This window comes from Maribacter sp. MAR_2009_72, from assembly GCF_007827235.1.
GTDB classification, from domain to species: domain Bacteria; phylum Bacteroidota; class Bacteroidia; order Flavobacteriales; family Flavobacteriaceae; genus Maribacter; species Maribacter sedimenticola.
Map to the genome: position 1 here is coordinate 2617656 of NZ_VISB01000001.1, position 25082 is coordinate 2642737.

At 37.3% G+C, this 25082-nt stretch carries 27 protein-coding genes and 1 tRNA gene; 14 read left to right on the forward strand and 14 right to left on the reverse strand.

Features of this window, described 5'->3' with window-relative positions:
• Positions 1-12 precede the first annotated feature (12 nt).
• The 6 genes from JM81_RS11000 (at position 13) to JM81_RS11025 (ending at position 5907) form a co-directional block, all read left to right on the forward strand.
• On the forward strand, positions 13-1056 hold the full coding sequence (locus JM81_RS11000; protein ID WP_144803354.1) for an aromatic ring-hydroxylating dioxygenase subunit alpha: 1044 nt from the start codon (positions 13-15) through the stop codon (positions 1054-1056).
• 59 nt (positions 1057-1115) lie between these two features.
• Positions 1116-1412, forward strand: a complete 297-nt coding sequence (locus JM81_RS11005; RefSeq protein ID WP_144803356.1) for a DUF3861 domain-containing protein — start codon at positions 1116-1118, stop codon at positions 1410-1412.
• A gap of 193 nt (positions 1413-1605) precedes the next feature.
• Positions 1606-2598 (forward strand): VOC family protein, encoded by a 993-nt coding sequence (locus JM81_RS11010; protein WP_089261069.1) that lies wholly within the window; start codon positions 1606-1608, stop codon positions 2596-2598.
• Positions 2599-2647: 49 nt separating this feature from the next.
• On the forward strand, positions 2648-3763 hold the full coding sequence (locus JM81_RS11015; protein WP_144803358.1) for an alpha/beta hydrolase family protein: 1116 nt from the start codon (positions 2648-2650) through the stop codon (positions 3761-3763).
• A 34-nt stretch (positions 3764-3797) separates the two neighbouring features.
• A complete protein-coding gene (locus JM81_RS11020; RefSeq protein WP_144803361.1) occupies positions 3798-4937 on the forward strand; it encodes an FAD-dependent monooxygenase in 1140 nt (379 codons plus the stop codon).
• Positions 4938-4947: 10 nt separating this feature from the next.
• A complete protein-coding gene (locus JM81_RS11025; RefSeq protein WP_144803364.1) occupies positions 4948-5907 on the forward strand; it encodes a fumarylacetoacetate hydrolase family protein in 960 nt (319 codons plus the stop codon).
• Positions 5908-6104: 197 nt separating this feature from the next.
• Here JM81_RS11025 and JM81_RS11030 read toward each other — a convergent pair whose 3' ends face one another.
• From JM81_RS11030 to JM81_RS11040, 3 genes are all read right to left on the reverse strand, one after another.
• Positions 6105-6947: an AraC family transcriptional regulator gene (locus JM81_RS11030; protein ID WP_144803366.1), complete on the reverse strand. Its 843-nt coding sequence runs from the start codon at positions 6945-6947 to the stop codon at positions 6105-6107.
• 730 nt (positions 6948-7677) lie between these two features.
• Positions 7678-7751: transfer RNA gene (locus JM81_RS11035), tRNA-Ala, on the reverse strand.
• Positions 7752-7805: 54 nt separating this feature from the next.
• A complete protein-coding gene (locus tag JM81_RS11040) occupies positions 7806-8603 on the reverse strand; it encodes a universal stress protein (RefSeq protein ID WP_089261081.1) in 798 nt (265 codons plus the stop codon).
• A 53-nt stretch (positions 8604-8656) separates the two neighbouring features.
• On the opposite strand from JM81_RS11040, the gene JM81_RS11045 reads away from it, so the two are divergent.
• The 7 genes from JM81_RS11045 to JM81_RS11075 all read left to right on the forward strand — a co-directional run bounded on the left by JM81_RS11045 (position 8657) and on the right by JM81_RS11075 (position 14356).
• Positions 8657-9157, forward strand: coding sequence for a GNAT family N-acetyltransferase (locus tag JM81_RS11045; protein WP_089261082.1), 501 nt, complete (start codon positions 8657-8659; stop codon positions 9155-9157).
• Between the two features lie 11 nt (positions 9158-9168).
• Complete coding sequence (locus tag JM81_RS11050) at positions 9169-10503, forward strand: MATE family efflux transporter (protein ID WP_144803368.1); 1335 nt, start codon at positions 9169-9171, stop codon at positions 10501-10503.
• 21 nt (positions 10504-10524) lie between these two features.
• Complete coding sequence (locus JM81_RS11055; protein WP_144803371.1) at positions 10525-11292, forward strand: enoyl-CoA hydratase/isomerase family protein; 768 nt, start codon at positions 10525-10527, stop codon at positions 11290-11292.
• A 207-nt stretch (positions 11293-11499) separates the two neighbouring features.
• Positions 11500-11928, forward strand: a complete 429-nt coding sequence (locus JM81_RS11060; protein WP_144803374.1) for a hypothetical protein — start codon at positions 11500-11502, stop codon at positions 11926-11928.
• Between the two features lie 56 nt (positions 11929-11984).
• Positions 11985-12434 carry a 6-pyruvoyl trahydropterin synthase family protein gene (locus tag JM81_RS11065; RefSeq protein WP_089261086.1) on the forward strand — a complete coding sequence of 150 codons (450 nt, stop codon included), beginning with the start codon at positions 11985-11987 and terminating at the stop codon, positions 12432-12434.
• An 83-nt stretch (positions 12435-12517) separates the two neighbouring features.
• Positions 12518-13501, forward strand: coding sequence for an endonuclease/exonuclease/phosphatase (locus JM81_RS11070; protein WP_144803377.1), 984 nt, complete (start codon positions 12518-12520; stop codon positions 13499-13501).
• 87 nt (positions 13502-13588) lie between these two features.
• A complete protein-coding gene (locus tag JM81_RS11075) occupies positions 13589-14356 on the forward strand; it encodes a UDP-2,3-diacylglucosamine diphosphatase (RefSeq protein WP_144803381.1) in 768 nt (255 codons plus the stop codon).
• Between the two features lie 638 nt (positions 14357-14994).
• Here the strand turns inward: JM81_RS11075 and JM81_RS11080 are convergent.
• The 5 genes from JM81_RS11080 to JM81_RS11100 all read right to left on the reverse strand — a co-directional run bounded on the left by JM81_RS11080 (position 14995) and on the right by JM81_RS11100 (position 19488).
• On the reverse strand, positions 14995-16257 hold the full coding sequence (locus tag JM81_RS11080; protein ID WP_144803384.1) for an MFS transporter: 1263 nt from the start codon (positions 16255-16257) through the stop codon (positions 14995-14997).
• Between the two features lie 106 nt (positions 16258-16363).
• The gene (locus JM81_RS11085) at positions 16364-16729 is read right to left on the reverse strand and encodes a hypothetical protein (protein ID WP_245838922.1); all 366 of its coding nucleotides are present in this window, start codon (positions 16727-16729) and stop codon (positions 16364-16366) included.
• A 193-nt stretch (positions 16730-16922) separates the two neighbouring features.
• Entirely contained in the window at positions 16923-18611 is a 1689-nt protein-coding gene (gene recJ / locus JM81_RS11090) for a single-stranded-DNA-specific exonuclease RecJ (protein WP_144803387.1), read from the reverse strand.
• A 58-nt stretch (positions 18612-18669) separates the two neighbouring features.
• Positions 18670-19017 (reverse strand): four helix bundle protein, encoded by a 348-nt coding sequence (locus JM81_RS11095; RefSeq protein WP_315897749.1) that lies wholly within the window; start codon positions 19015-19017, stop codon positions 18670-18672.
• Positions 19018-19059: 42 nt separating this feature from the next.
• Entirely contained in the window at positions 19060-19488 is a 429-nt protein-coding gene (locus JM81_RS11100) for an OsmC family protein (protein ID WP_144803393.1), read from the reverse strand.
• A 123-nt stretch (positions 19489-19611) separates the two neighbouring features.
• Between JM81_RS11100 and JM81_RS11105 the strand changes: the two genes are divergently transcribed.
• Positions 19612-20214: a carboxymuconolactone decarboxylase family protein gene (locus JM81_RS11105; RefSeq protein ID WP_144803396.1), complete on the forward strand. Its 603-nt coding sequence runs from the start codon at positions 19612-19614 to the stop codon at positions 20212-20214.
• 301 nt (positions 20215-20515) lie between these two features.
• Here JM81_RS11105 and JM81_RS11115 read toward each other — a convergent pair whose 3' ends face one another.
• The 6 genes from JM81_RS11115 to JM81_RS11140 all read right to left on the reverse strand — a co-directional run bounded on the left by JM81_RS11115 (position 20516) and on the right by JM81_RS11140 (position 25023).
• Positions 20516-21094, reverse strand: a complete 579-nt coding sequence (locus JM81_RS11115) for a uracil-DNA glycosylase family protein (protein ID WP_144803401.1) — start codon at positions 21092-21094, stop codon at positions 20516-20518.
• 109 nt (positions 21095-21203) lie between these two features.
• On the reverse strand, positions 21204-21548 hold the full coding sequence (locus JM81_RS11120; protein ID WP_144803404.1) for a HopJ type III effector protein: 345 nt from the start codon (positions 21546-21548) through the stop codon (positions 21204-21206).
• Positions 21549-21578: 30 nt separating this feature from the next.
• Positions 21579-22550, reverse strand: coding sequence for a transporter (locus JM81_RS11125; protein ID WP_144803407.1), 972 nt, complete (start codon positions 22548-22550; stop codon positions 21579-21581).
• Positions 22551-22552: 2 nt separating this feature from the next.
• On the reverse strand, positions 22553-23590 hold the full coding sequence (locus JM81_RS11130) for a cytochrome-c peroxidase (RefSeq protein WP_144803410.1): 1038 nt from the start codon (positions 23588-23590) through the stop codon (positions 22553-22555).
• 50 nt (positions 23591-23640) lie between these two features.
• A complete protein-coding gene (locus tag JM81_RS11135; RefSeq protein WP_144803413.1) occupies positions 23641-24444 on the reverse strand; it encodes an MbnP family protein in 804 nt (267 codons plus the stop codon).
• A gap of 207 nt (positions 24445-24651) precedes the next feature.
• Positions 24652-25023: a hypothetical protein gene (locus JM81_RS11140; protein ID WP_144803416.1), complete on the reverse strand. Its 372-nt coding sequence runs from the start codon at positions 25021-25023 to the stop codon at positions 24652-24654.
• Positions 25024-25082 lie beyond the last annotated feature (59 nt).

The following is a 25082-nucleotide window of genomic DNA, read 5'->3' on the forward strand; positions in this document are numbered from 1 at the left end:
ATTATAAATAAAATGGAAGAAGAAAATAAAGTTGAGTTCCCACTAAATATATGGTATATAGCTGCTTTAGGAAAAGAACTAACAGACAAACCTTTAGCAAGAACATTATTAAATAACCCTATAGTACTTTATAGAACAAAAGATGGTAAAGTAAATGCATTAGAAGACCGTTGTTGCCATAGACACTTACCCTTGTCAATGGGGCTGATAGAAGATAAAGGATTACGGTGTGGTTATCATGGTCTTTTATTTGATGAGGAAGGAAAGGTTATTGATGTACCAGGGCAAGACCATCTTCCTCCAAATGCATGTGTTAAAAAGTATCATGTAGTAGAACAAGATGCAATAGTATGGATATGGTTTGGCACGAAGGATAATGAGACACCCACGGTAGAGCCTCCGAAATATAAATTTCATACAGACCCCAATTATGTTTTTGATGGTGATGTATACCAATACCAAGCTCCATATCAATTAATTCACGATAATTTATTAGATCTAAGTCATTTAGGCTATGTACATGTACATACGATTGGTGGCGATGCGCATACCCATATGAATGCAAAATTGGTTTCGGAAACCAGAGGTGAAAGTGTTTTTATAAAACGTTATTTACCAAATTCTACTCCACCCCCAACCTATATTGCCGCATACCCTTTTGAAGGAAAAGTAGACAGATGGCAAGAGCTAGAATTTTATCCTTCACATATACGTATTTGGACGGGTGCTGTTGATGTAAATACAGATTCTTTAGATGACCCAAATAGAAAAGGATTTCATATGCGCGGTTTGCATGGTTTAACTCCAGAAACTACAGAAACCGCTCATTATTTTTGGACAATTGCTACAAATCCAGAAAATAATGTTGAAGAAGTCAAGAAAAAGGTAGTAGAACAAACAAGGTTTACTTTTGATGAAGATAAGGTAGTTGTTGAGGAACAGTTCAGAAACATGAAAAAATTTGGTGAACAACCTACTGTTGATATACATGTTGATGTAGGACCAAATAGAGCGCGCAGACTACTAAAAAAATTGGTAAGAGCAAGTAATAAATAATACAATTAAAGATTCATCAATTTTGACTTCGATCAAAATAATTTTTAATGCTCAAGAATATGGATAAAAAAGCCAATAAATATAAATTAAAACTAGAGCTTTTGGAATTACTGAGACCAGATGACAAAGTTTATGAGCCTATTGAATTTGAGTTTGTCAATCACGACAACATATTCGCAATTATCGAACGCATGAAACAACGAGACCGATTTAAAACGGAACAAGATTCGATTGAATTTGCTATCGGCTTAAAACTGTTTAGCGAGGTAATGTTAAGGAATAAAGACAATCCACTATTTGAAGACTTTAGACCAGCTTTTGGTGCTATGATGAAAAAATTAAAATCAAAGGAATAAAAGTAACTATTCTAACCTATAAAAATTAAAATGTTTAATAATAATGAATAGTAAATAAGGATTTTAATTCATTGATATTTTTAAAAGTATTGATTTTGAATATCAATGTCTTCCATATGATTCATTGCACAGAAAGAATAAAATTAAATTTGTAATTATAGATTCGTAATAAAGAATATAAATATTTATAGAAATGGCAAAAAACCCACATTATTTTTCACAAATGGCCCATGTTGAGGTCTTAACTAAAGACCTTGAAAAATCGGTACATTTTTTTGGTGATATTGTTGGAATGGATATTACAGGAAGAGAAGAAGGTTCTGTTTATTTAAGAGCTTGGGGAGATTATTTTCATCATACCTTAAAATTGACACAAAGCGACAAGTCTGGACTTGGACATATTGGGTGGAGAGCGGATAGTCCAGAGGCTTTAGAAGAAGCCGTTGAATATTTGGAAAGTATTGGTGCCGGTAGGGGTTGGTATGATGGTGACCAAGGCCATGGTAAAGCTTTTAAATTTCAATCTCCTGAAGGGCATATGCATGAAGTTTTTTGGGATGTGCAATGGCTTCGAGAAGAAGGGGAACGTGGTAGCGTGTATGCAGACCGCTATTCCAGCAACCGACTACAAGGGGCAAATCCAAGAAGATTTGACCACGTAACATATATGGTATCAAAAGGCGCTTACCCTGCTGAAAAAGCATTTTGGAAAGCTTTAGGGTTTAAAAATCCAGATGAGATTCGTATTTCAGATGAAATACCCCCAATTGGAGGTTTACATACCCTTGCGAACCTATCTCATGACATAGCCATCTTTACAGACCCGAATATAGAACCTAACCAAGCAGTTTTAAACCATATTTGCTGGAACGTTGACAGCCGTGAAGAAGTACTTTTAGCTTTGGACTATTTCATTGAAAAGGGGTATAAAAGTGTTATGGGGGCACCAACAAGACACAAAGCAGATGAAGGTTTCTTTATCTACATTGTTGACCCAGGAAGTGGAATCTTATTTGAATACTATGCTTGTGCAAGATTAGTTTTTGCACCAGATCATTTAGACGTTCATTATTTAAAAGATAATCCAAATGATGCATGGGGTTCTGTAAATCCGTTTGCAGAAATGGCAAAAGGTAAAAAACTTGGACTATCTGATGATGGTACAGTGAAACCTGTAGATATTTAAGCTACTTTATTTAAGTAGAGATAACAAATTTTTAAAACACACACATATTATGTGGCATTTTTTTCCAGGCAAATACATGCCTTCTTATCAAGTTAATCGAGCATTAAGTCAAGCCCATTACGGTGGTGGCGAATTTGCAGAAATATTAGAAGCAGCGGGTAATATTGACCCAGACAATCGAGAAACCTTTAATATAGCTTGGCTAAATAAAGGAAATGAGGTTTATGGTTGGGCAGAAGATTATGAAAACAAAAATGCTTTTGTATCTGCTAGACGAACCTATTTAAGAGCATTCAATTATTTACGCACGGCGGAATTTTTCATGAATCTACAAGATGATCGAAAAATACCAACTTACCTTAAAGCAAGAGAGGCTTTTATAAAGGCGACCAAATATTTTGAAGAAAAGCCAATTCAGGTAGAAGTTCCTTTTGAAGGTTCCTTTTTACCGGGATATCTATTTAAGCCAAAAGGTGTGAAAAATCCACCAGTAATGGTGATGTTTGGCGGATTGGATAGTTTGGCTGAAGAACTTTATTTTGGAATTGGTGACCACTTAATGGAAAGGGGTGTTGCCTTGTTAGCTATGGACGGTCCAGGCCAAGGAGCCGCTTTACGGTTAAACCATATTCACTCTAGACATGATTATAATGTTGCTGGTACCGCAGTTTTGGATTGGGTCTTAGAAAACCTGAAAGACGAAGTTGATACCACTAGCGTTGGTATTGCAGGGGTATCCATGGGAGGTTACATGGCCGCTCGTTGTGCGGCGTTTGAGCCACGTTTTAAAGTTTGTATGATTTATGGTGCGGTTTGGTCTTACTATTCGGTTTGGGCCGGTAGAAACGAAAAACATCCTTTAGCAGAAATTGTACAACATATTATGGATGAGGACACCTATGAAGGTGTACTTAAAAAATTAGAAGGTTTTACTTTAGAAAATGGTGTTGCCGAGAAAATTTCAATGCCCACATTTATAATGCATGGCGGTGGTGATAAACAGAACTTTGTAGAGCACGCTATTACTTTGGAAAAACATTTAACATGCGAACACAAAATGAAAATCGTACCAGAAGGTGAGAGTGGTTCACAGCACTGTCAGGTAGATAATATGATGCCTACATTGGACATGTACGATTGGATTGCAGAGAAAATTCACGCCTAACGTTCATTTTTGTTTAATTCATAAAATTCTCAATATGTCAGCAGTTAAAAAGGTACTTGTAGTCGGTGGAGGAATAGGAGGTCAATCTGTAGCGATAGCATTGGCAAAAAAAGGTGTAGAGGTTGAAATTGCAGAACGCTTGGATGCATTTAATGTGTATGGTGTTGGTATTATCCAACAATCTAATGCCCTTAGGGCATTAGATAGAATTGGTCTTGCTGATAAGACCATGGAAGAAGGCTACCCATACGGACAGTTGAAAATGTTCACTGCAGGTGGACATTTTTTAGGACTTGCCGGTGCACCTCCTGTAGAAAAATATCCTAGCCATAATGGTATTTCTCGTAGAACACTTCATGAAATCATGTATGAAGAGGCCATAAAAATCGGAGTGACTTACAAAATGGGAACTACAGTTACAAAAATAGATAACAATGAAAATGATGTAACGGTAACCTTTACAGACAATACACAAGGTTCCTATGATATTTTAGTAGCATCGGATGGAATAAACTCTGATATGCGTGCTTTAATTTTTGGTGAATTTAAACCTCGTTATATGGGTGTATCGGTGTGGAGATATCCTTTTATTAAACATGCGGACTTGGACACCTCTTACATGTATTACGGAAAGCGCAGTAAAATTGGGTTTGTCCCTATGTGCGAAAAAACTATGTATATGTTCTTGGTTTCAGCAGAAGGTGCCGACAATCCTTGGATAGAAAAATCGGCCTATATACCTATGTTGAAAGATTATTTAGCTGAGTTCCCGGTTAAAATTGCCCAAGATGCAAGAGAACAGATTACAGATCCAAACCTGGTAAATTATCGCCCAATCGAAGCAAGCCACTTACCAGACCCTTGGTTTAAAAATAGGGCGATTGTTATAGGCGATGGTGCACATGCAACTGTTCCACAACTAGGTTCAGGTGCCGCTTTGGCTCTTGAAGATGGGGTTGTTTTAGCAGAAGAATTAGAACAAGCTTCTACAGTTGACGAAGCTTTTAGAGCCTTTATGAAAAGACGCTACGACCGTTGTATGGCCATTGTAAATGCTTCTGAGACATTGGCCGAATGGGAGTTAATGGAATTTGAAGGAAAACCGTTACCAGAAGGAGCTAATTTAGGTAAAGTAATAGGCCAAGCAGTAGGTACTTTAATGGCTCCATTTTAATAAATCACAAATGAAATTAGTAACATTCCAAAATAAAGAAGGGTCTATACAGACCGGATGGTTAAAAGCAGATGGCGTTGTCGGTATGCAAAAGGCAGATGACCGCCTTCCTAATGATATGCTTAGTTTTATAGATGACCATGAAAACTGTTTCAAAATAATAAAGGATAATAATCTAGAGGAAGTTGACCCACACTATAATTTAGACGAAATAAAATTATTAGCGCCACTACCCAACCCGAGGAGCTTTAGAGACTATGTTGCCTTTGAACAGCATATGTTGAATGCATCCAATTCTTTCGGACATACCGTTAGTCCAGAATGGTATAACATTCCCATTTTCTATTTCACCAATCACCAAGCCATTTACGGCCCAGAAGATGAGATAAAGAGACCTGAAAAAGAAACCAAATTTGACATTGAACTAGAAATGGCCGTCGTCATGGGTAAAAAAGGCGCGGATATTAAAGCCGAAAATGCCGATGACCATATTTTTGGTTATACCGTATTTAATGATTGGACCGCGAGGGCAATACAAAGACAAGAGATGACCGTGCCACTAGGACCGCATAAAGGAAAGGATTTTGCCAATGCAATTGGCCCCTGTATAGTAACCAAAGACGAGTTCGAAAAATATCGTTGCACCATTTCCAGGGATACCCATCCGGAACATTTAACAATGCCTTTAACCACAAATGGGCGATTTGACTTAAAAATGACTGCGCGCATTAATGGAGAAACTATGTGTGAGGGTAATTATAAAACCGTGCATTGGACTTTTCCACAAATGATAGAGCGTGCTTCTGAAAACAATGTAAATCTTATGCCTGGTGATATATTAGGCAGTGGTACTGTAGGTTGGGGAAGTTTAATAGAAAATAACTTTTCAGTTCACAGACCTCTACAACCCGGAGATGTCGTTGAATTAGAAATTGAAGGTATTGGAGTATTAAAAAATTCCGTAGTTTAAACTGCAAGGACCAGTTTTGTCTTTTCCATTACACATTATTTTATAAAAAGCCTGTAAACATAAGTTAACAGGCTTTTGCTTTATATAATAATACCCTAGCAATAACGCAAAGATTATATACTATTACCTAATTCATCCTAAAAAAAGAACTTTGCACCCTTAAGATAAAAGATATGATTCATACCAAGGTTGTGCTCTTAAAACCGTGACCGGTACTGTGTTGGGGAACACCCCTTTAGTTCCTTGAACTTTCTGTTGAAATTGGTAATATTATTGAAACCGCATTCTTCGGAAACCAATGAGATGGATAGTTCTGGTTTGTTTACAATTAGCTTACAAGCATTCTCTATCCGTATTTCAATTAAAAATTGAAAAAATGTTTTATTGGTTCGCTTCTTAAAATAGCGACAAAATGCATTGCGACTCATGTTGGCCACACTTGAAATTTCTTCCAGACTAATAGGCTCGCTATACTGTTCCATTGCATATTTGTACACATTGTTCATTCGTTTTCCCTCATCATCGGAAAAAGATTTTTTATAGACAAAAGATGATAAGGGGGCCGTTTTCGATTTTGTTACAAGACTGATAATCGTTAGCAACGTAGCTATCTGTTCCACTTTGTTCTGGGAAGCTAGTTTATGGAATTCTCCTATAATCTGTTGTGTATTGCTAAGCACCCTCATGCCCAACTCAGATTTTTTAAAAAATTCTTTGGTCAGCGAAAGGTCCGCAATTTCAAAAAAATCCTTCCCAAAGGAATGTAAGTCAAAAAAGAGCGTATGCATTTCCGATCTGGGAGAAGCAACCGTATCGCTCTTAAAAACGTGGGGTACAAAGCCCCCAATGACTAGAATATCGTGTGCTTTGTATTCATTTATTGAATCTCCGACTATCAACGTACCTTCGCCTTGGGGAATATAACTTATCTGTATTTCTCCATGTTGATGCAGTTGGTCATAAAATGCCTCCTCCCTATCCACTTGGTAAACAAGGGCTTCATTTCTAGGTTTAGGAATTTTAAACGGTAAAACTTTCAAGATTTAAATTTTAAGTTAATCAACTCTAGATAGATTCCAATCTTATCGTCAACATCATCATGTAAACACTACCAATGGTATACGCTACAGGTATATTTTAGATATGTTATCATACCAATACCCTCATAATCCATAATACTCCCCTACACAGATCAAATATGGATCCATAAAATTGAATTCTATTCAAAATTCACTTTTTTATTTGACATTTCCAGTTTAAGGATAATATAGTATCAGTATCTGTTAATATGGATTATTAAAAGGCGCAAGAATATCAATAGTTTTATTCTAGATTATTCTTGGTGGCTTTATAAAAAACAAATAAGTGCATTTTATACATTTATTTATTATGCTTCATACAACCTGTACTTGTTATGGCTACGCCAAAGAAATAATCTAGCTGTATATAAAACCAAATTTACCGCTTGTATGAATCTCGTTCAGGTCAATTTTACAAGCTATTAGATATTATAAAACCTTAAGGCAAGGCTATCATGAAAATTGAAATTGACAAAATGATATATACCCATTTTTTAAGTATAGCCTCTTATTGATCTCTTTTTATCTTCAACACTGGACAGCAACCAAAATGATACTGTAAAAGAAATTTCGTTGTAAGAAGCAATTGTGCACTTTTGTCCAAGATAAAATCATCTATTATTATACCATAAGGTTAAAGTCCAAACCTCTACGCATAAAAAAAGGCTTCCAAATTTGGAAGCCTTTTTTGTGGAGAATACCGGATTCGAACCGGTGACCTCTTGCCTGCCAGGCAAGCGCTCTAGCCAACTGAGCTAATCCCCCAATTTTTAGAACGGCTCAAAGGAAATACTTTTTGGCAAAGTATCAAAATACTATCTAATCTTTCTTTACGCTAAGGACCAATACCGGTACCGGAGCATAAAACTCGGCCTTGGAAATCGTACTTTTCTCCCATAACTTTTTAAAGAATCCCCTTTTTCTTCTAAAAACGCATAACAAATCTGGATGTTGAGCTTGAAAATGTTCCAACACACCTAAATAAGTGGTTTGGTTCTGGGTAAACGTCATTTGAGAACTAATGTCCATTAATGCGGTATTGACCTTGAGGTCATCATCAGAATAACCGGGGGTTTTTACCAATAATAGATTTACCTCAGAACTATGTTTTTTCTTGATGTCGATCAAAGGATCAAGAATACGTTTTCTTTTTAGTATGCCAGATTTAAATGCCACAAGAATGGTCTTGAATTTTTTATAGGTTGTTCCCTTTGGCACGATAAGGGTAGGTATATTGGTTCTTTTAATAATAGCTCCTGAGGTCTGGCCCAAATAAAATTCTTCCTGTACGTCATTACTTCTTGGGGCCAAGATAATAAGGTCTATTCCCAATTCTTTGTCCAATTCCCTTAACCCGTCCGCCAATTCGCCATTGAAATTAACGATCTTGATTTCATTACCGTCAACTTTGACTTGCCCCACAATATCCTTAAGTCGCTCCCTGCTATTTTCCGCAATTTTTTGGGTTATGTTGGTTAAGGTGCCTGTCTTTCCAGTAACGTTAAAAACCTCCATTACATAAATCTGGGCGTTAAAATCAGCTGCAAAATCTACTGCATATTGCAATGTTTCGTGGGCGTCCGTAGAGGTTCCAATTGGCACAAGAATGTTCATCATATTAAGAATTGTTGTTTATTACCCTAAATTTACGATTTATATAAATCGGTTTTATGATTGAGCTGGCAAAGATATCGGAATTAAATGAAATTTTACATTTAACGGATGCCTGTAGAATTGCAATGGAAAACAAAGGCATTTATCAATGGACCACTGATTACCCCTCACGAAAAGCTTTTTTGAACGATCTAGACCGTAATGAACTTTTTACTCTAAAAAACCAACAAACCATTATAGGATGCATTGTAATATCAACCTACATGGATACCGAATATTCACCCGTGTCATGGTTGACCCCTAATGGATTAAATTACTACATCCACAGATTAGCGGTACATCCTAACTTTCAAGGTAAGGGTTTTGCCCAGCGCCTTATGGATTTTGGAGAGGATTTTGCCAAAAAAAACAAGGCCCTTTCCATTAGGTTGGATACCTTTAGCCAAAATAAACGTAACCAGAAATTTTACGAACAGCGTGGCTATAAAAGGTTAGAAGATATCTTTTTTCCCCAACAAAGCCCATACCCTTTTCATTGCTATGAACTCGTCTTATAGAATCCCTTTTTTTGAAAACTTCAGTTAATTTCAAAGCAATCAATAAATTGGCCATACCCGCTACCATTGCAGGTATAGCAGAGCCCCTTTTGTCTATTACGGATACCGCAATTGTAGGCAATATTCCCGTAGATGGACTTGAATCCTTGGCAGCGGCAGGAATTGTGGGATCCTTTCTTTCTGCACTTATCTGGATTTTGGGACAGACCCGTAGCGCCATATCGGCCATAATTTCTCAATATTTGGGAGCTGGAAAATTAGCGGAAGTCAAAACCTTACCGGCACAGGCCATTTTCTTGAACATTGGTTTAAGTGTCCTCATATTGTTATCCACCGTTTTTGTTATCAGGGATATTTTTGAACTATTAAATGCATCGGGCAAAATATTGGAATACTGTATTAGCTATTACGCCATACGTGTATGGGGTTTTCCGTTGACTCTTTTTGTATTTGCCGTTATGGGAATCTTTAGGGGTCTTCAAAATACATATTGGCCCATGGTAATTGCCATTACAGGTGCCGTGTTGAACGTAATTTTTGATTTTGCCTTTGTGTACGGCATAGAGGGTTTCATTGATCCTATGTTTCTGGAAGGTGCCGCTTGGGCTAGTTTATTGGCACAGGCCGTTATGGCCATATTGGCATTTTACCTACTATGGACAAAGACAGATATCAGCCTAAAATTAAGGTTGCCCATACATCCTGAACTGGGGAGGTTGGTGGTCATGAGCCTAAATTTATTTGTACGTGCAATTGCTTTGAACACGGCCATTGTTCTTGCAGCACGTGAGGCTACGGCACTTGGAGGTCAGTTTATAGGTGCGCACACCATTGCCATAAACCTATGGCTGTTTTCGGCATTCTTTATAGATGGTTATGGTGCTGCAGGAAATATTATGGGCGGTAGGCTTCTAGGGGAACGAAACTATGATGGACTTTGGACCTTGGCAAAAAAAATCATTAAGTACGGACTTTGGGTCAGTGTATTGATTATGGGGCTTGCCAGTATGTTTTATAGGCCCTTGGGAAGTTTGTTTACAAATGAAACCTTAGTGCTCACTACGTTCTATAGTATATTTTATATCATTATTTTAGGATTGCCCATTAATACCGTTGCCTTTGTATTGGATGGCGTTTTTAAAGGATTGGGTGAAATGAAATATTTACGAAATACCCTATTGGTGGCAACCTTTTTAGGTTTTTTACCTATGCTCTTCTTAGGAAAGTATCTTAATTGGGGACTTACCGGAATATGGCTTGCATTCACCGTTTGGATGCTGATAAGGGGCGGCGCCTTGGTATGGAAGTTTAGAAACAAGTTTAAACCTTTATTGCAAAATCCGTAATTTTATCACAAAGAAAATGCTATGGTCACTACACGAAAGAATGGAAGCTTATATACGCGTATAAACGGTAAGGTCGCCGAAGTGGAATTTGGTCATCCGGCTAGTAATTCATTTGTATCCGAGTTGTTGGAACGACTTACGAATACTATCGACGAACTATCTGAAAATGATGGTATTTCCGTAATTCTTTTAAAGTCCGAAGGTGAGAAAGCGTTCTGTGCAGGTGCGTCTTTTGATGAATTATTGGAAGTGACCACCCTAGAGGAAGGAAAGGCTTTTTTTAGCGGTTTTGCCCATGTTATAAACGCCATGCGCAAGTGCAAAAAGATTATTATAGGCCGTGTTCACGGTAAGACCGTAGGCGGCGGTGTAGGTCTGGCCGCAGCGTGCGATTATGTTTTTGCCAATGTAGATTCATCCATAAAACTATCGGAATTAAGTATTGGTATTGCGCCCTTGGTAATTGCCCCAGCAGTAGAACGAAAAATAGGCAAAGCAGCCTTGGCAGAATTGTCCTTGGCTCCTACAGATTGGAAAAATGCTTATTGGGCCCAAGAAAAAGGATTGTTTTCCAAAGTATATGAAACGGCACAGGAAATGGATAAGGAACTAGAATTTTACATCCATAAATTGGCCAGCTATCATCCTGATGCATTAACGGAGTGGAAGACCGTGTTATGGGAAGGAACGGACCATTGGGACGTTCTATTGAAGGAGAGAGCTGCTATAACCGGTAAGTTGGCACTTTCGGAATTTACCAGAAACGCATTATCAAAATTTAAAAAATAAACAATAAGCGCCACGCGCATTCGTTCTTTCCCTAAAATAGTTCTTATGGAAATTTTTCAATTATTAAACGGAAATCTAGTTTTTCCAATTTTGGCACTTCTAGTAGTGGTTATCTATTTTGTGAATAAAATACGTGCCAATAGAAAATTTAAAAGATAACGACACGCAACGTTTATAAGAAATTGCATCTTTTATAAAAATTTGACAATGGTTTATAAATTCTTAAGTTTTGCTTTTTTCATTTTCATTGCATCATGCTCCAATACCGATGATACTGTAAAAGAGGATTGTAGTGAAAATACAGTTTGTACCCAAAATTTTGTTACGATAGGGGTTACCGTAAAAGGTGCGTCTGGCGTAAACGTACCGCTTAATCGTTTTAAGGTTGTGGATACAAAGACAGATGAAGATATTACCCTGGTGCAAAACCAAGAAGAATTTGAGAATTATGCCAAAGACGGGTATTACCCTATTTTCAATGATGCCTACAGACTTGATTACCAAAACCAGACCACTACCATTGCCTTTATAGGGTATAACGCTGATAAAGAAATTGTAAACGAAGAATTTACAGTAGGCGCGGACTGCTGCCATGTACTTCTAATTTCGGGCAATACGGATATTATCATTGACTGATCCCAAACTATAATTGCTTTTAAAGATTCCCTACCTTTGCCATTTAATTATAGGCTATGAGCAACATACGTATTACCAAACAGTTTAATTTTGAAACAGGTCATGCGCTTTTTGGTTATGATGGTAAATGCAGAAATGTACATGGCCATAGTTATAAACTATCCGTAACCGTTATAGGTACGCCAATTACGGATACTTCGCACGTTAAATTAGGAATGGTCATTGATTTTGGCGACCTGAAAAAAATCGTAAAGGAGGAAATTGTGGATAAATTTGACCATGCAACCGTTTTCAATAAGAATACACCCCATGTAGAGTTGGCCAAGGAATTAACGGATCGCGGGCACAACGTTATCTTGGCAGACTATCAACCTACCAGTGAGAATATGGTCATTGATTTTGCCGCAAAAATTAAATCAAGACTTCCAGAAAACATCACATTGTTCTCATTGAAATTACAGGAAACCGATTCTTCATTCGCAGAATGGTTTGCCAGTGATAATTAAATTTATCAAAATTTAATCCAAAACACTGTTTTCATCTTTCAATAATGTGTTATTTTAAGGGTAATCCCTTAATTTACAATAACATGGTCAAACATCATATTTACTGGTGGAATCTTGAAAATTTGTTCGACATTGAAAATTCACCCCGTAGAAGCCAATTTTTAAACGATCATTTAGGGTCTGAGCTCCATGGGTGGAATACCAATATCCTAAACAAAAAAATTACTAATCTCACCTCTATTATTTCCCAGTTTAATGATAACCAAGGCCCTGATATTTTGGGTGTCTGCGAGGTAGAGAACGAATTTGTAATTGAATTGTTGATCACCGCAATGAACGTTGCCCTTAACAGGCAATACGCTTTTGTTATTTCGGAAAGTGAGGACAAGCGTGGAATAGATACGGCCCTGATCTATGATACCGAAAAATACGGTCCTGAACAACTTACTTTCAGCCTACGCATTATTAAAAGAAATAGTACCAGGGATTTATTTCAGGTGCATATAAATACTGCTAACGGAAATAAGTTAATCTGTATTTTGAACCATTGGCCATCACGGTCCGGTGGTGAACTTACCAGTGAGCCCTTTAGGATCATGGTTGCAGAAAATTTATCCTATTGGATAGAGCGCATCTATGAGGAACAAGGAGATGATGCCGCAATTCTCTTAATGGGAGACTTTAACGATAATCCTTTTAACAAATCTATTACCAATTACTTAATGGCAATTAACAATAAGGCCTTGGTCAAAAGTAACCGTGTGCGACTTAAATACTTTTATAACGTAATGCATAGGTTTATGGATGACCAAATAGGCACTTTTGTTTTTGGTAATGAATATAACCTTTTGGACCAATTTATGGTTTCAAAAAGTATCCTTTCCGAAAAACCGACGTTACCATTTAAATTAAGTTCCGCAGCTATAGTAGATTTTCCGGAACTTACATCCGGCTCTTACAATAAACCCGTTAAGTTTGGCAGACCCAATGCCTCAAAATTTAATCTAAATGGATATAGCGATCACTTGCCCATAAAAATCGTTCTCAGTGAAAAAGCTTTAACCTAGTAGCAAGACAGCTTTGGTCAACTTGGTAGCATATAAAAACAAATACCTGATTTATACGCAAAACAGTTTTTATATATTTACATCCGCATGACGAACATTGAACTTCCAAAAGGGAAAAAAGTATATTTTGCCAGTGACAACCACCTTGGTGCCCCTACTATGGAGCAGAGCAAGGTTAGGGAGTTGAAATTTGTTCATTGGCTGGAGACCATTAAAGCTGATGCCGGAGTAATTTTCCTAATGGGAGATTTATTCGATTTTTGGTTTGAGTACAATACCGTTATCCCTAAAGGCTTTACGAGAACCTTGGGCAAATTGGCAGAATTATCCGATGCAGGCATAGCCATTCATTATTTTGTTGGCAACCATGATTTATGGATGAACGGGTATTTTGAGGAGGAACTAAATATACCGGTCTATCATTCACCCCAACAATATCTAATCAATAATACTTCATTTTTTATAGGGCATGGAGATGGTCTGGGACCACACGATAAAGGCTATAAAAGAATGAAAAAACTTTTTACCAACCCCTTGGCAAAATGGTTCTTTAAATGGCTACATCCTGATATTGGTGTGCGATTGGCCCAATATTTTTCCGTAAAGAATAAATTGATTTCCGGTGATGATGATGCCACGTATTTGGGCGATGATAAAGAATGGCTGGTACAATACGCCCACAGAAAACTGGAGAACCAACATTTTGATCATTTTATATTTGGTCACAGGCACCTTCCTTTAGAGATACCTTTAAATGAAAATGCTACATACACCAACCTTGGTGATTGGGTCAATTTTTATACGTATGCCGAGTTTGACGGTATACACCTGTCTTTAAAAAAGTTTACGGAATAAGTATATTGCCCACAGAAAATTTGTTCATACAACATGTAATACTTTTCTTATAACTTATTCTTACGTGTTTACAACAATAGTTTTATAAAAAAACATCCATTCCATAAATTTACAGTGTTGTTATTTAAATATTTATGTTCCAAATCTAATTATTACCTACAAATTCCCCCGTTTAAGATTCCAAATCTTAAAAATTACCTACAGTAAAGAAAAGTCCCTAAAATAGGGGCTTTTCTTTGTTCAATAATTTGACAAATACTACAAAAAAAAGGAGGCACAGAATTGTTAACCTGCGGGTATGCCTATAAATATTTACCCCAAACTAGCGATATGAAAACTATATAAAATACAACAGTTATTTAAATATGTATTCTTACAAAAAATAACCTACTGTCCATTTCAAAAGCACTAAACAATGTGTAATCCTTTTCTTACAACATAATTTAAGGTGTTCACAACAATAGTTTTATAAAATTGGCACAACCCTATATCTTTACTTTGTTGTTAGTTTAATGGTTGATTCCCAAATCTTCAATTACCTACAAGTTCCCCCGCTTAAGTACCCAAATCTTGAGCACTACCTACAATAAAAAAAGCCCTGTAAAAAAGGGCTTTTTTTATAACTAACAATTCAGTTTTTATTTTTCATGCTCATCTATATCTTTTTGAAGGTCCAGTTTACGAAAACCTGGAGATACAATTGCCGTAAGACCAACGGTCAAAAGTGTCATGGTTCCTCCAAATACAACTGCGGTAACCGTACCCATTAATTTAGCTGTAACACCACTTTCAAACGCACCTAATTCATTGGACGAACCCACAAACATTGAATTTACAGATGCTACACGACCGCGCATATTGTCAGGTGTTTTTAATTGTAAGATCGTTTGCCTAATAATCATGGAAACCCCATCTACCGCTCCACTAATGAACAAGGCAATAACGGATAACCAAAAATAGGTAGATAAGCCAAAAACGATCATACATACCCCAAAACCAAATACGGCCAATAGCAATTTTTTACCCGCATTTTTGTGTAAAGGAAAACGTGTGGAACCAAGCATAGTAATGGCCGCCCCTACGGCAGGTGCCGCCCTCAATACCCCAAAACCTTCTGAACCTACATGCAATATATCTTGGGCGAAAATTGGTAACAAGGCTACCGCGCCACCAAATAAAACCGCGATCATATCCAAGGTCAAAGCTCCCAATACCGCCCTGGTCTTAAAAACAAAGCTCAACCCTTCCTTTAAACTTTCAAGGACGGGCTCACCAATTTTAGGATTTAAAATTGGTTTCCTGGATATATTGAACAATGCGGTCAATGCCAAAAGTGAAAACCCGAATATGACACACATAGACCAATGTACACCTATTAAACTTATTGAAAAACCTGCCAAGGCCGGGCCTAATACCGCAGCCATTTGCCATGTGGTACTACTCCAGGTAGCGGCATTGGGATATATCTTTTTGGGAACAATTAAGGCAATCAATGAAAATATGGTGGGACCTAAAAAAGCACGTACCAAACCACCAAAAAAAACTAAAGTATAAATGCCATATAAAATGGTCTTGGTTTCATAAGTTTCCAAGACGGAAGGCAGGCTTAATATAAATAACCCAAAACTAATTACGGAGAAACCAAATATACATTTCATCAGTAGATTTCGCTTTTCTTTTTGATCTACTATATGACCTGCAAAAAGTGCCATACCCACCGCAGGTATTACCTCCATTAAACCTATAATCCCCAAGGACAAGGGGTCTTTGGTAATGGTATAGACCTGCCATTCTATAACAATGAATTGCATAGACCATGCAAAAACCATTGCAAAACGAACCAGAAGAAAAATATTGAATTCCCTAAACCTTAAGGCAGCATACGGGTCATTTACATTCATAAAGTAAGCGCTAATTAAACATCAAAGATATTTAATAAATAATGTGCAGTTTAAGGAAGTTAAAACTTATTTAATGCAATTTTGCTTTCTAAAAATACAAATGAAATTAGCTTATTCCTATATCGTTGAAGTAGGCATCTAGTTGTATTTTGAACAATGTGCCGTCTATTAAATCCTTTATTTTTAATGCTTCGGTATAACTTACGGCAAACGACACTTGATGTGCCGGCGAGTTCAGCAATAACGACCTGCATTCGCCTTTAATTTGGCAGTCATTACACAAATTACCGTTACCGCTCTGCAACGTATCATGTATACATTTTGAAAAATAGTGTATTTCCTTTTTGGTTAGCAATAAACCCGTATCCCTAAAGATTATTTGGACCTTATTGGTTTTGCTGGGTTTTTCCGGTTTCCATTTAAAAGCAATACCGTATTCATTTTGGTAAATGGGCGTTATATCGTTCATCATTTTCTACATATTTCATATAAATATATTAAATTTATTTAGACTCAATATAAATAGTGGGATTTATTTCCCATAATCGACCTACTTAATAGACTATAAACAGCAATTTATTGATGAATTTTTGAATTAATAACAGCAAATAACCCATAGCTAATGGTAAAACTATGCGTATTCTTAAAATTATAATGCGCCAGACTTATTTAATATCCCTTATTTTTAATTGTAGACTTACCGTACCTTGCCACTCATTTTCATCAATGGAGAAAACAACATCAAAAGGTTTTCTGCCCGTAACCAGCGGTAATTTATCTCCTAAATTAAAACCAATACCGTCAATTTTATAACTGTCCTGCTGTACTACCGCTACCTTTAAATGTGCACCATTGGCCCCCACTCCTTTTGCATAACCCGTATCGGCCACATTTTCCGCCATAAATACAGGTGACATATTCCCCGGGCCAAAAGGAGCAAATTGCTTTAATATGCGCATTAATTTTGGTGTTATCTGCTTAAGGGTAATTTTGGAATCAATAGTTATTTCCGGGGTAAGTAAATGCGGCTCTATAGTTTCCTTGACCACCTTCTCAAACTGATGTTTAAAATTATGGTACTGCTCTTCCAATAAAGTGAGACCCGCTGCGTATTTATGTCCTCCAAATTGTTCTATATAATCTGCACACCCCTCCAACGCGTTGTACACATCAAACCCTTTTACAGATCTTGCGGAAGCCGCCAATTTGTCCCCGCTTTTTGTAAATACCAATGTAGGCCTGTAATAGGTTTCTATTAAGCGCGAAGCAACAATGCCAATTACGCCCTTATGCCACGAATCATGATATACCACAGATGTAAAACCCTCTATTTCTCCGTTTTCCTTGATCTGGACCAATGCTTCTTCAGTTATGGATTTATCCAGACCTTTTCTATCCGCATTGAATTTCTCTATTTCCGCAGCAAATTTTAAGGCCTGTCCCATATCGGTTTCTGTCAACAGATTTACGGCATGTTGCCCATGTTTCATTCTGCCGGCAGCATTTATTCTAGGAGCAATAATGAACACAACATCTGTAATAGTAAGTTCCTTTTTATTAATTTGGTCAATTATAGCTTTAAAACCAATTCTAGGCTGCTGGTTGATAACCTGTAGACCATAAAAAGCCAATATTCGATTCTCCCCGGTTATCGGTACAATGTCCGCTCCAATTGCAGTTGCCACTAAATCAAGGTAATAGATAACATCATCTATAGTTTCACCTCTACGGGTACCCAATGCCTGAATCAGCTTAAAACCAACACCACAACCACATAATTCATCATACGGATATGAACAATCTTCTCTTTTAGGGTCTAAGACAGCTACAGCACTTGGTAATATCGTACCAGGTCTATGATGGTCACAAATAATAAAATCAATTCCTTTTTTTTGAGCATAGGCTACTTTATCTATTGCCTTTACCCCACAATCCAATGCAATGATCAGTGAAAAACCGTTGTCCTCGGCAAAGTCGATACCTTTAAAGGAAACCCCATACCCTTCATCATAGCGATCGGGAATATAGGTTGCCACATTTGGGTAATAACTTAACAGATAGGATGACATTAAAGCCACGGCCGTGGTACCATCAACATCATAATCTCCATACACTAAAATATTCTCACCATTGGCAATGGCTTCTTCAATTCTATGAACGGCAATATCCATATCCTTCATTAAAAAAGGATCATGAAGATCACTTAACTGTGGTCGAAAAAAATGCTTTGCCTCATCATAGGTAGATATACCTCTTTGCAACAACAATTGCGCCACCAAATCATCGACCTTTAACGCATCGGCTAAAGCGTCGATATCTTCTTGTTTTGGTTTCGGTTTAATTGTCCAGCGCATTCTTTAAAGTTCAAATTCAAAAATCAAGTTCAAGTTCAAAAAATATCAACTTAAACCTTTACTTTTTGTTTTTAATAATTGTTGCTATAATTCTAATTAATTGTTCCAATTCATCTAGGAGTTCACCCCTTCTTACAGCATTACCATAATTAACTTTGGATAGTATCTTAAGATTGACTCTCGACTCCTTCAACTCTTTTAAAGAGATGGAAGCCTTATTGATATAATCCCTATCTGTATTTGTTCCTTGTGCTTCGCCAAAATTTAGAGCTGAGCTACCGGCAGAACGTAATAATTGATTTCCGTAATATTGACCCGTTAAATCTGAAGGTAAGTCTTTACAGAAAATAACAACAGTGGCAGCAAATTCGACTAATCTATCTTCTAAATCAAATTTTTTATCCATCAGTTAATCTTTGAGCTTGAGCTTGAAACTTGTATTTGAACTTTACTTCTTATGAAATACAGTCTTAATCTCCAGTTCAGCAAATTGTCTGAACATTTCCATTACTCCGCAATACTTCTCAATGGATAAATCTACCGCTCTTTGAAGTTTTTTCTCATTTAAATTACTTCCATGAAAATGATATTCTATCACGACCTTATCATAAAACTTTGGATGCTCATCTGTTAAATTTGCAATGGTTTCAATATGAAACTCATCTACCTCTAACTTCATCTTTTTAAACATAGCCGCAACATCCAGTCCTGAACAACCGGCCAATGAAGAAAGCATGAGTGCTTTTGGTCTTAACCCACTACTGTCACCACCATCTTTTTTGGCGATATCAATTTTTAAAGAATGTCCGGACGGATTATTACTTTCAAAGGCCATATTGCCTAACCATTTCGTGGTAATATGATTTGTTGTGCTCATAATTTTTTGTTTCTTGTAGAATACAAAAATACGATAATCTAAGCGGTTATTCTGAGCACCAAAATATGGGTTGCCCCATCAATTTAGAGATATCACTAAAAAACAATTCCTTAAAATTCAACTATGGCATTAGTAACACCACTTGACCCAAATCATGATCCCGAGACCAAAGAACTGGCTGCATTTTTCAACGAAACACTTGGGTTTTGCCCTAATTCAGTCTTGACCATGCAGCACAGACCCGCAATATCCAAAGCTTTCATTAATCTTAACAAAGCCGTTATGGCCAATGAAGGTAGGGTTACCTCTGCTCTAAAAAGAATGATTGCGTGGGTAAGTAGCAACGCTACGGGTTGTAGATATTGCCAAGCTCATGCTATACGTGCTGCAGAACGCTATGGTGCGGAACAAGAACAGCTAAATAATATTTGGGAATACAGAACACACCCTTCGTTTTCCGAAGCGGAACGTGCCGCTTTAGATTTCTCCTTACAGGCCTCACAAGTACCCAACGGTGTTGATGCGGAAATAAAAGAACGTTTATACCAACACTGGAACGAAGGTGAAATTGTTGAAATGCTAGGCGTAATCTCCCTCTTTGGATATCTTAACCGCTGGAACGACTCTATGGGGACATCTATTGAAACAGGAGCTGTTGAAAGTGCCGACCAATACCTAGGTAAACATGGCTGGGAAAAAGGAAAGCATGATGGGTCGGTTTATTAGTTGATGGTTGATGGTTGATGGTTGATGGTTGATGGTTGATGGTTGATGGTTGATGGTTGATGGTTGATGGTTGATGGTTGATGGTTGATGGTTGATGGTTGATGGTTGATGGTTGATGGAAATTAAAAAATTCGTCATTGCAAGGCACGACGCAATGTGTTTAATTCTGAGTAAAAACCCTTAACTTTTACTAAGGTTAGTTCGAGTGGTTTTGCTTACAGTAGAACAAAAAGAAAAAATGTATCTAGAACCTTTTGGAATATGTAAGGTTCTTGATATTTTTTATAGAAAAGCAGTTACGTCACCTTTTCTGCAAAATACCAGCAACCAATTTCTGCAATTCTCCAACCACCTCATCTTCAAACCAAGGATTTTTACTGCGCCAAAAACGATTTACGGGCGAAGGATGCGGTAAAAGAAAAAACTTGGGTAAATATTCTTCATAATGAAGTACATTATCTGTCAGGTTCTTTTTTGATTGTTTACCTAAATACTGGTCTTGAGCATATTTACCTATCAACAAAATCAATTTTACATTCTCAAATTGTTCCCACACTTTAGAATGCCACAAGGGTGCACATTCTTTTCTTGGTGGTAAATCGCCTGTTTTTCCTTTTCCAGGATAACAAAATCCCATTGGTAATATTCCGAAATTACCTGGATTATAGAACTCATCGTCCGTAACACCTAGCCATTCCCGTAACTTTCTACCACTAGGGTCATCCCAAGCTTTATTTTCGACATGGGCTTTTCTACCTGGTGCCTGACTTACCAATATAATCTTAGAATTTATAGATCCTGCAACAATTGGTCGTGGTTCTAAAGGCAAATGGGCCTTACACACTTGACATCCTCTTATTTCAGTTAATAAATCTTGCATATCGTTCTCTTGTAATTCGTACCAAAACCCCAAGAACCTGACTTTTAATTACTGAAGTCATACGGATTTAAAACCTTGATACTAATTGGGTCACAATTACGCTTGACTTCTAAAGTGGCCTTAAAGGCTCACCATTAAAATGCAATCCTTCAAATCCTGTTTTCATGAAATTTCTAATATTTTGATGCCCCTCACCATTAGGTTCCTTTAAAACTTTATCGAAATAATAAGAGCCGAAACAGGCTAAAGTTTCGTCTTTGGACAACCCCGCTTTCTTGGCAAAAGCAAAAACCTTGCACGAACCGGAATTTTGGCCGGCCTCGTTATCTAATTCCCCATTGGTAAATGATGTTGAAGTAAATTGATAATTGGCATCAATTACATCCATGGTTTCCGAAAAAGATATCTCCTTGGGCCGTATTGCCAATTTTATCTTGTACTCTTCTATTGTCATTAATTCTATATTTAATCTAATTATGCTTTTTCATATATTAATGTTTAAATATAAGGAAACCCTATTTTTTACTTCCACCTTTCCGTTATTTAAGTTTTGGGATATTGGCAACATGCTTGAGATACCAAATGAATACCTCTTGTAATTCGTTTCAAAACCCAATCGGGCAAAATAAACTTCGCCACCTGTATCTGATACCTTTAAACCAAATTCCTTGTTCTCGGAAAAAATTTCGCTTCCCAGTCCTACTTGCGGTGTAAGTGAAATTGTATTGGACACATAGTAGGTCTTATAGGTGTTTAGTGTTAAATTCCATTGATTTCCAAATTGATAATTTGTACTATTTTCTGTCTTGAGCGTATAATTTACTGATGCGGACAGACCCCAATTTCTATGTACCACCCCATAATTTGTGGCAAAAAGATAATCCCAACTACCCGTGCCTAATTGAAAACTTGGGTTTACGGTGCCTTCAATATTTGCAGCATCAAAACTTCCCGTGGGCACCTTAACTCCGCCACCAATCTGTAAAGTGTGTTCCGCTCCTATGGAGACCAAACTATCCGGAGTTTGGCTAAGTAATAGATAATACGCCAATACCGTAGCATCACCAACACCTTCAATACGTTGTTCGGTATTATCCGCAAAGGTCCTATTATGAAAATGATAAGGTAAAAGAGCATTTAACAATACCCGTTTACTCACCGGGAATTTACCCCAGGCCTGTACCGTATTGAAGTTTTCGTTGACCCAAGGCGAATTATCAAAAATACCATCTCTTGAACGATACTTCTGACCTATATATCTCAACCCTACGAAATTATTGTTCAACCCTGTGCCAAAACCCATGCTACCACCGTTACCCCCGCAGCCACAAGTGTCGCAGAAATATTCAAATTCGGTATTTTTCCAAATACAATCAGATTCTACTTCTAGCAAATCATTTGCTTTGGCACTAAATAGTCCGCCAAGCAAACACATATATATTATAATCTTGTTCATTTTTAATATTCTGAAAATCGTTCGTCATTTATAAAAGTCTCATCTGTCAATAGTTCAAAGAAAGCCAATAGCCCTTCTTTTTCCGCATCGCTTAATGCTATTCCAAGTCCGTTATCAGTTCTTAAAGAATCATCCAATGTTTCTGAATCTACCACGCCATTGGCATAAAAATTCAGTACGGATTCTAGGCTACCGAACCTACCATCGTGCATGTAAGGAGCCGTTAGCGCTACATTACGTAAACTGGGCACTTTAAACTGGTAATTATCATTAACACTACCGCTAACCTCAGCCCTACCAACATCATTCAATTGAGGATTGGGTGGCAAGCCATTGTTTCTAAAACTACCATCGGTAAATAGATCAGTGGCATGGCAAGTGGCACACTTTTGTTGAAAAACCGATAAACCATATGCTTCAACTTCGGTTAATTCGCCGCCCTCTTCATTCCGTACAAATTTGTCATACTTAGAATTTGAGGAAATCATCATGACCATAAACTGGGATAAGGCCTTTAAAAAATTCTCGGCGTTTACACCACCTTCTTCAAAAGCATTTTCAAACTGTTGCTGATATTCACTGTCCGCTATGAGTTTATTGATGACTCCCGTCATGGTCTCCCCCATTTCTACCTCATTGGTTATAGGTATGATTGGAAAAAGGTCTAAATGCGATGTAGCGCCATCCCAAGCAAATTCATTAAAAAATGCCATGTTAGAAATGGTAGGCGTATTTCTTGTGCCTTCCAAATCATCTACACCGTGACTGAATTGATGACCGTGGTGGGTAAATGCAAAATTTTGCTCATGGCAGAACCCGCACGAGATAAACCCGTTAGAAGATAGATTACCATCATAGAATAATTTCTTGCCCAACTCAAAACCTAATTGTGTTGGCGGGTTGGCTTCTATATCATATACCAAATCAGGAAAATTCTCAGGAACTTCTACGGTCAACAAGGTATTCTCCAATGGTAGATATTCCTCATTATTACAGGACACCAAACACACCGACAGTAATACCCAAAATAGATATTTCATCTTTTTTAATTTTTAAACAGGGCCGCTAAAATTAAGCGACCCCTATGTGTTTAATGTGAATGTCCTGTACCGTTATGAACGTGGTCTACCGTAAACATACTTGCCGTATTTAAGGCCACCAATGGCGACTTTTCTTCGCTAACCATAATTACCGACTGTTCAGAAAGTGATAATTTATGCGCTCCGTCTAAAATAGCATTGGCATCTGCCACTAGGTGAACAATGGGAGACATTTCATCACTTACCAAAGCATCTGTACCCAGGCTTAGGGTAACTTCCTTATAATTATCCAAGCTTGAACCATGACTACCCATATGCACCTTAAAATCTGTTGTTTCGGTCACGGTTTCCGAAGTAAACGTTCCTTCGAAATTCAAAAACTTATAGCCTGCCTGCCATGACCACATCATATTGGTCTCTTCGGCTTCGGTTAAAAAATCGCCCTGGCCTTCAGCACCTTGAAGGTACTTTTCTTGATCTACACCCACACCAAAAGTGATAGATACATAGGTTCCCGCAGGTATATTCTCTAACACTACCTCTGTATTACCGGTTTCTTCACTGGTAACAAAGTAGCTGTCATCTTTTTCATAAGTAAAGGTTTCACCTTGATCATTGGTTAAACGAAAATTACTGACAATATAATTGAGCCTTGTAATTGTCAATGTTTCATTTTGGGAATTGGTATAGCTAGATGTCGCCAGTAAAAGATCGTCCGATCCCACACTGTTATCAAACTCAAGTGTTACACTGTTCTCGCCAATTAACTCCGTAGCAGTATCATCATCGCTGCTACAACTAACAAATACGGTTAATACTAAGGTTAGTGCTAAAATTTTATATATAGATTTCATCTGTTGATATATTATTATGAATGCAGAAGCCATATAAAATTGGCTTGTTACATTCTTGTCATTGTAATGGTTTCACCTTATGCACAGGCATAAGTTGTTTTTAAATAAAATAATTGATCAGTTACCCCCGACTTCCGAATTTGAGCCGTGGTAAAAGCACATAGCTGGGCATCACTTCAAATAAGCTTGCCTAATCTACAATGCTATTTAGGAGATGAAATTGGGTGGACGAAAAACAGGTGATATAAACTGTTGTTCGTTCAAGTTAGGATGCATTGAAACCAAAGCTGTTTTGATCAATACACTTTCAAAATCAACATCAAGAATATTTACAAAGCCAATAGGATATTCGCGAAGATCGGCAGATGGTATATCTTGTTGATCTTTTTCTTGTTGTTCTTTGATCATTTGTGCCAAGTAACATTTACCATCACAATTAAGCATGGGCTTGTCTTTATTGATACACAGTACTTCAGCAATATAATCTTGATTTAACACATACTCTAACACAGGCAATACCGGCTTTACCATTGCAGTGAGGTAAAGAAGGATAAAGGTATATGTGAGAATTTTTTTCATGCTAAACTGGAGTAAAGGTAATTCTCATTTTGAAAATTTCTTATTTATTTCTCCAAATT

What these genes read in the sequence shown, in the direction of transcription:
- JM81_RS11125 (WP_144803407.1), bottom strand. Translation starts at nt 22,550, where the DNA reads ATGAACAAGATTATAATATATATGTGTTTGCTTGGCGGACTATTTAGT.
- recJ (WP_144803387.1), bottom strand. Translation starts at nt 18,611, where the DNA reads ATGCGCTGGACAATTAAACCGAAACCAAAACAAGAAGATATCGACGCT.
- JM81_RS11010 (WP_089261069.1), top strand. Translation starts at nt 1,606, where the DNA reads ATGGCAAAAAACCCACATTATTTTTCACAAATGGCCCATGTTGAGGTC.
- JM81_RS11055 (WP_144803371.1), top strand. Translation starts at nt 10,525, where the DNA reads ATGGTCACTACACGAAAGAATGGAAGCTTATATACGCGTATAAACGGT.
- JM81_RS11105 (WP_144803396.1), top strand. Translation starts at nt 19,612, where the DNA reads ATGGCATTAGTAACACCACTTGACCCAAATCATGATCCCGAGACCAAA.
- JM81_RS11020 (WP_144803361.1), top strand. Translation starts at nt 3,798, where the DNA reads ATGTCAGCAGTTAAAAAGGTACTTGTAGTCGGTGGAGGAATAGGAGGT.
- JM81_RS11080 (WP_144803384.1), bottom strand. Translation starts at nt 16,257, where the DNA reads ATGAATGTAAATGACCCGTATGCTGCCTTAAGGTTTAGGGAATTCAAT.
- JM81_RS11040 (WP_089261081.1), bottom strand. Translation starts at nt 8,603, where the DNA reads ATGATGAACATTCTTGTGCCAATTGGAACCTCTACGGACGCCCACGAA.
- JM81_RS11130 (WP_144803410.1), bottom strand. Translation starts at nt 23,590, where the DNA reads ATGAAATATCTATTTTGGGTATTACTGTCGGTGTGTTTGGTGTCCTGT.
- JM81_RS11120 (WP_144803404.1), bottom strand. Translation starts at nt 21,548, where the DNA reads ATGACAATAGAAGAGTACAAGATAAAATTGGCAATACGGCCCAAGGAG.
- JM81_RS11070 (WP_144803377.1), top strand. Translation starts at nt 12,518, where the DNA reads ATGGTCAAACATCATATTTACTGGTGGAATCTTGAAAATTTGTTCGAC.
- JM81_RS11065 (WP_089261086.1), top strand. Translation starts at nt 11,985, where the DNA reads ATGAGCAACATACGTATTACCAAACAGTTTAATTTTGAAACAGGTCAT.
- JM81_RS11135 (WP_144803413.1), bottom strand. Translation starts at nt 24,444, where the DNA reads ATGAAATCTATATATAAAATTTTAGCACTAACCTTAGTATTAACCGTA.
- JM81_RS11045 (WP_089261082.1), top strand. Translation starts at nt 8,657, where the DNA reads ATGATTGAGCTGGCAAAGATATCGGAATTAAATGAAATTTTACATTTA.
- JM81_RS11100 (WP_144803393.1), bottom strand. Translation starts at nt 19,488, where the DNA reads ATGAGCACAACAAATCATATTACCACGAAATGGTTAGGCAATATGGCC.
- JM81_RS11000 (WP_144803354.1), top strand. Translation starts at nt 13, where the DNA reads ATGGAAGAAGAAAATAAAGTTGAGTTCCCACTAAATATATGGTATATA.
- JM81_RS11025 (WP_144803364.1), top strand. Translation starts at nt 4,948, where the DNA reads ATGAAATTAGTAACATTCCAAAATAAAGAAGGGTCTATACAGACCGGA.
- JM81_RS11005 (WP_144803356.1), top strand. Translation starts at nt 1,116, where the DNA reads ATGGATAAAAAAGCCAATAAATATAAATTAAAACTAGAGCTTTTGGAA.
- JM81_RS11140 (WP_144803416.1), bottom strand. Translation starts at nt 25,023, where the DNA reads ATGAAAAAAATTCTCACATATACCTTTATCCTTCTTTACCTCACTGCA.
- JM81_RS11085 (WP_245838922.1), bottom strand. Translation starts at nt 16,729, where the DNA reads ATGATGAACGATATAACGCCCATTTACCAAAATGAATACGGTATTGCT.
- JM81_RS11095 (WP_315897749.1), bottom strand. Translation starts at nt 19,017, where the DNA reads ATGGATAAAAAATTTGATTTAGAAGATAGATTAGTCGAATTTGCTGCC.
- JM81_RS11075 (WP_144803381.1), top strand. Translation starts at nt 13,589, where the DNA reads ATGACGAACATTGAACTTCCAAAAGGGAAAAAAGTATATTTTGCCAGT.
- JM81_RS11115 (WP_144803401.1), bottom strand. Translation starts at nt 21,094, where the DNA reads ATGCAAGATTTATTAACTGAAATAAGAGGATGTCAAGTGTGTAAGGCC.
- JM81_RS11060 (WP_144803374.1), top strand. Translation starts at nt 11,500, where the DNA reads ATGGTTTATAAATTCTTAAGTTTTGCTTTTTTCATTTTCATTGCATCA.
- JM81_RS11015 (WP_144803358.1), top strand. Translation starts at nt 2,648, where the DNA reads ATGTGGCATTTTTTTCCAGGCAAATACATGCCTTCTTATCAAGTTAAT.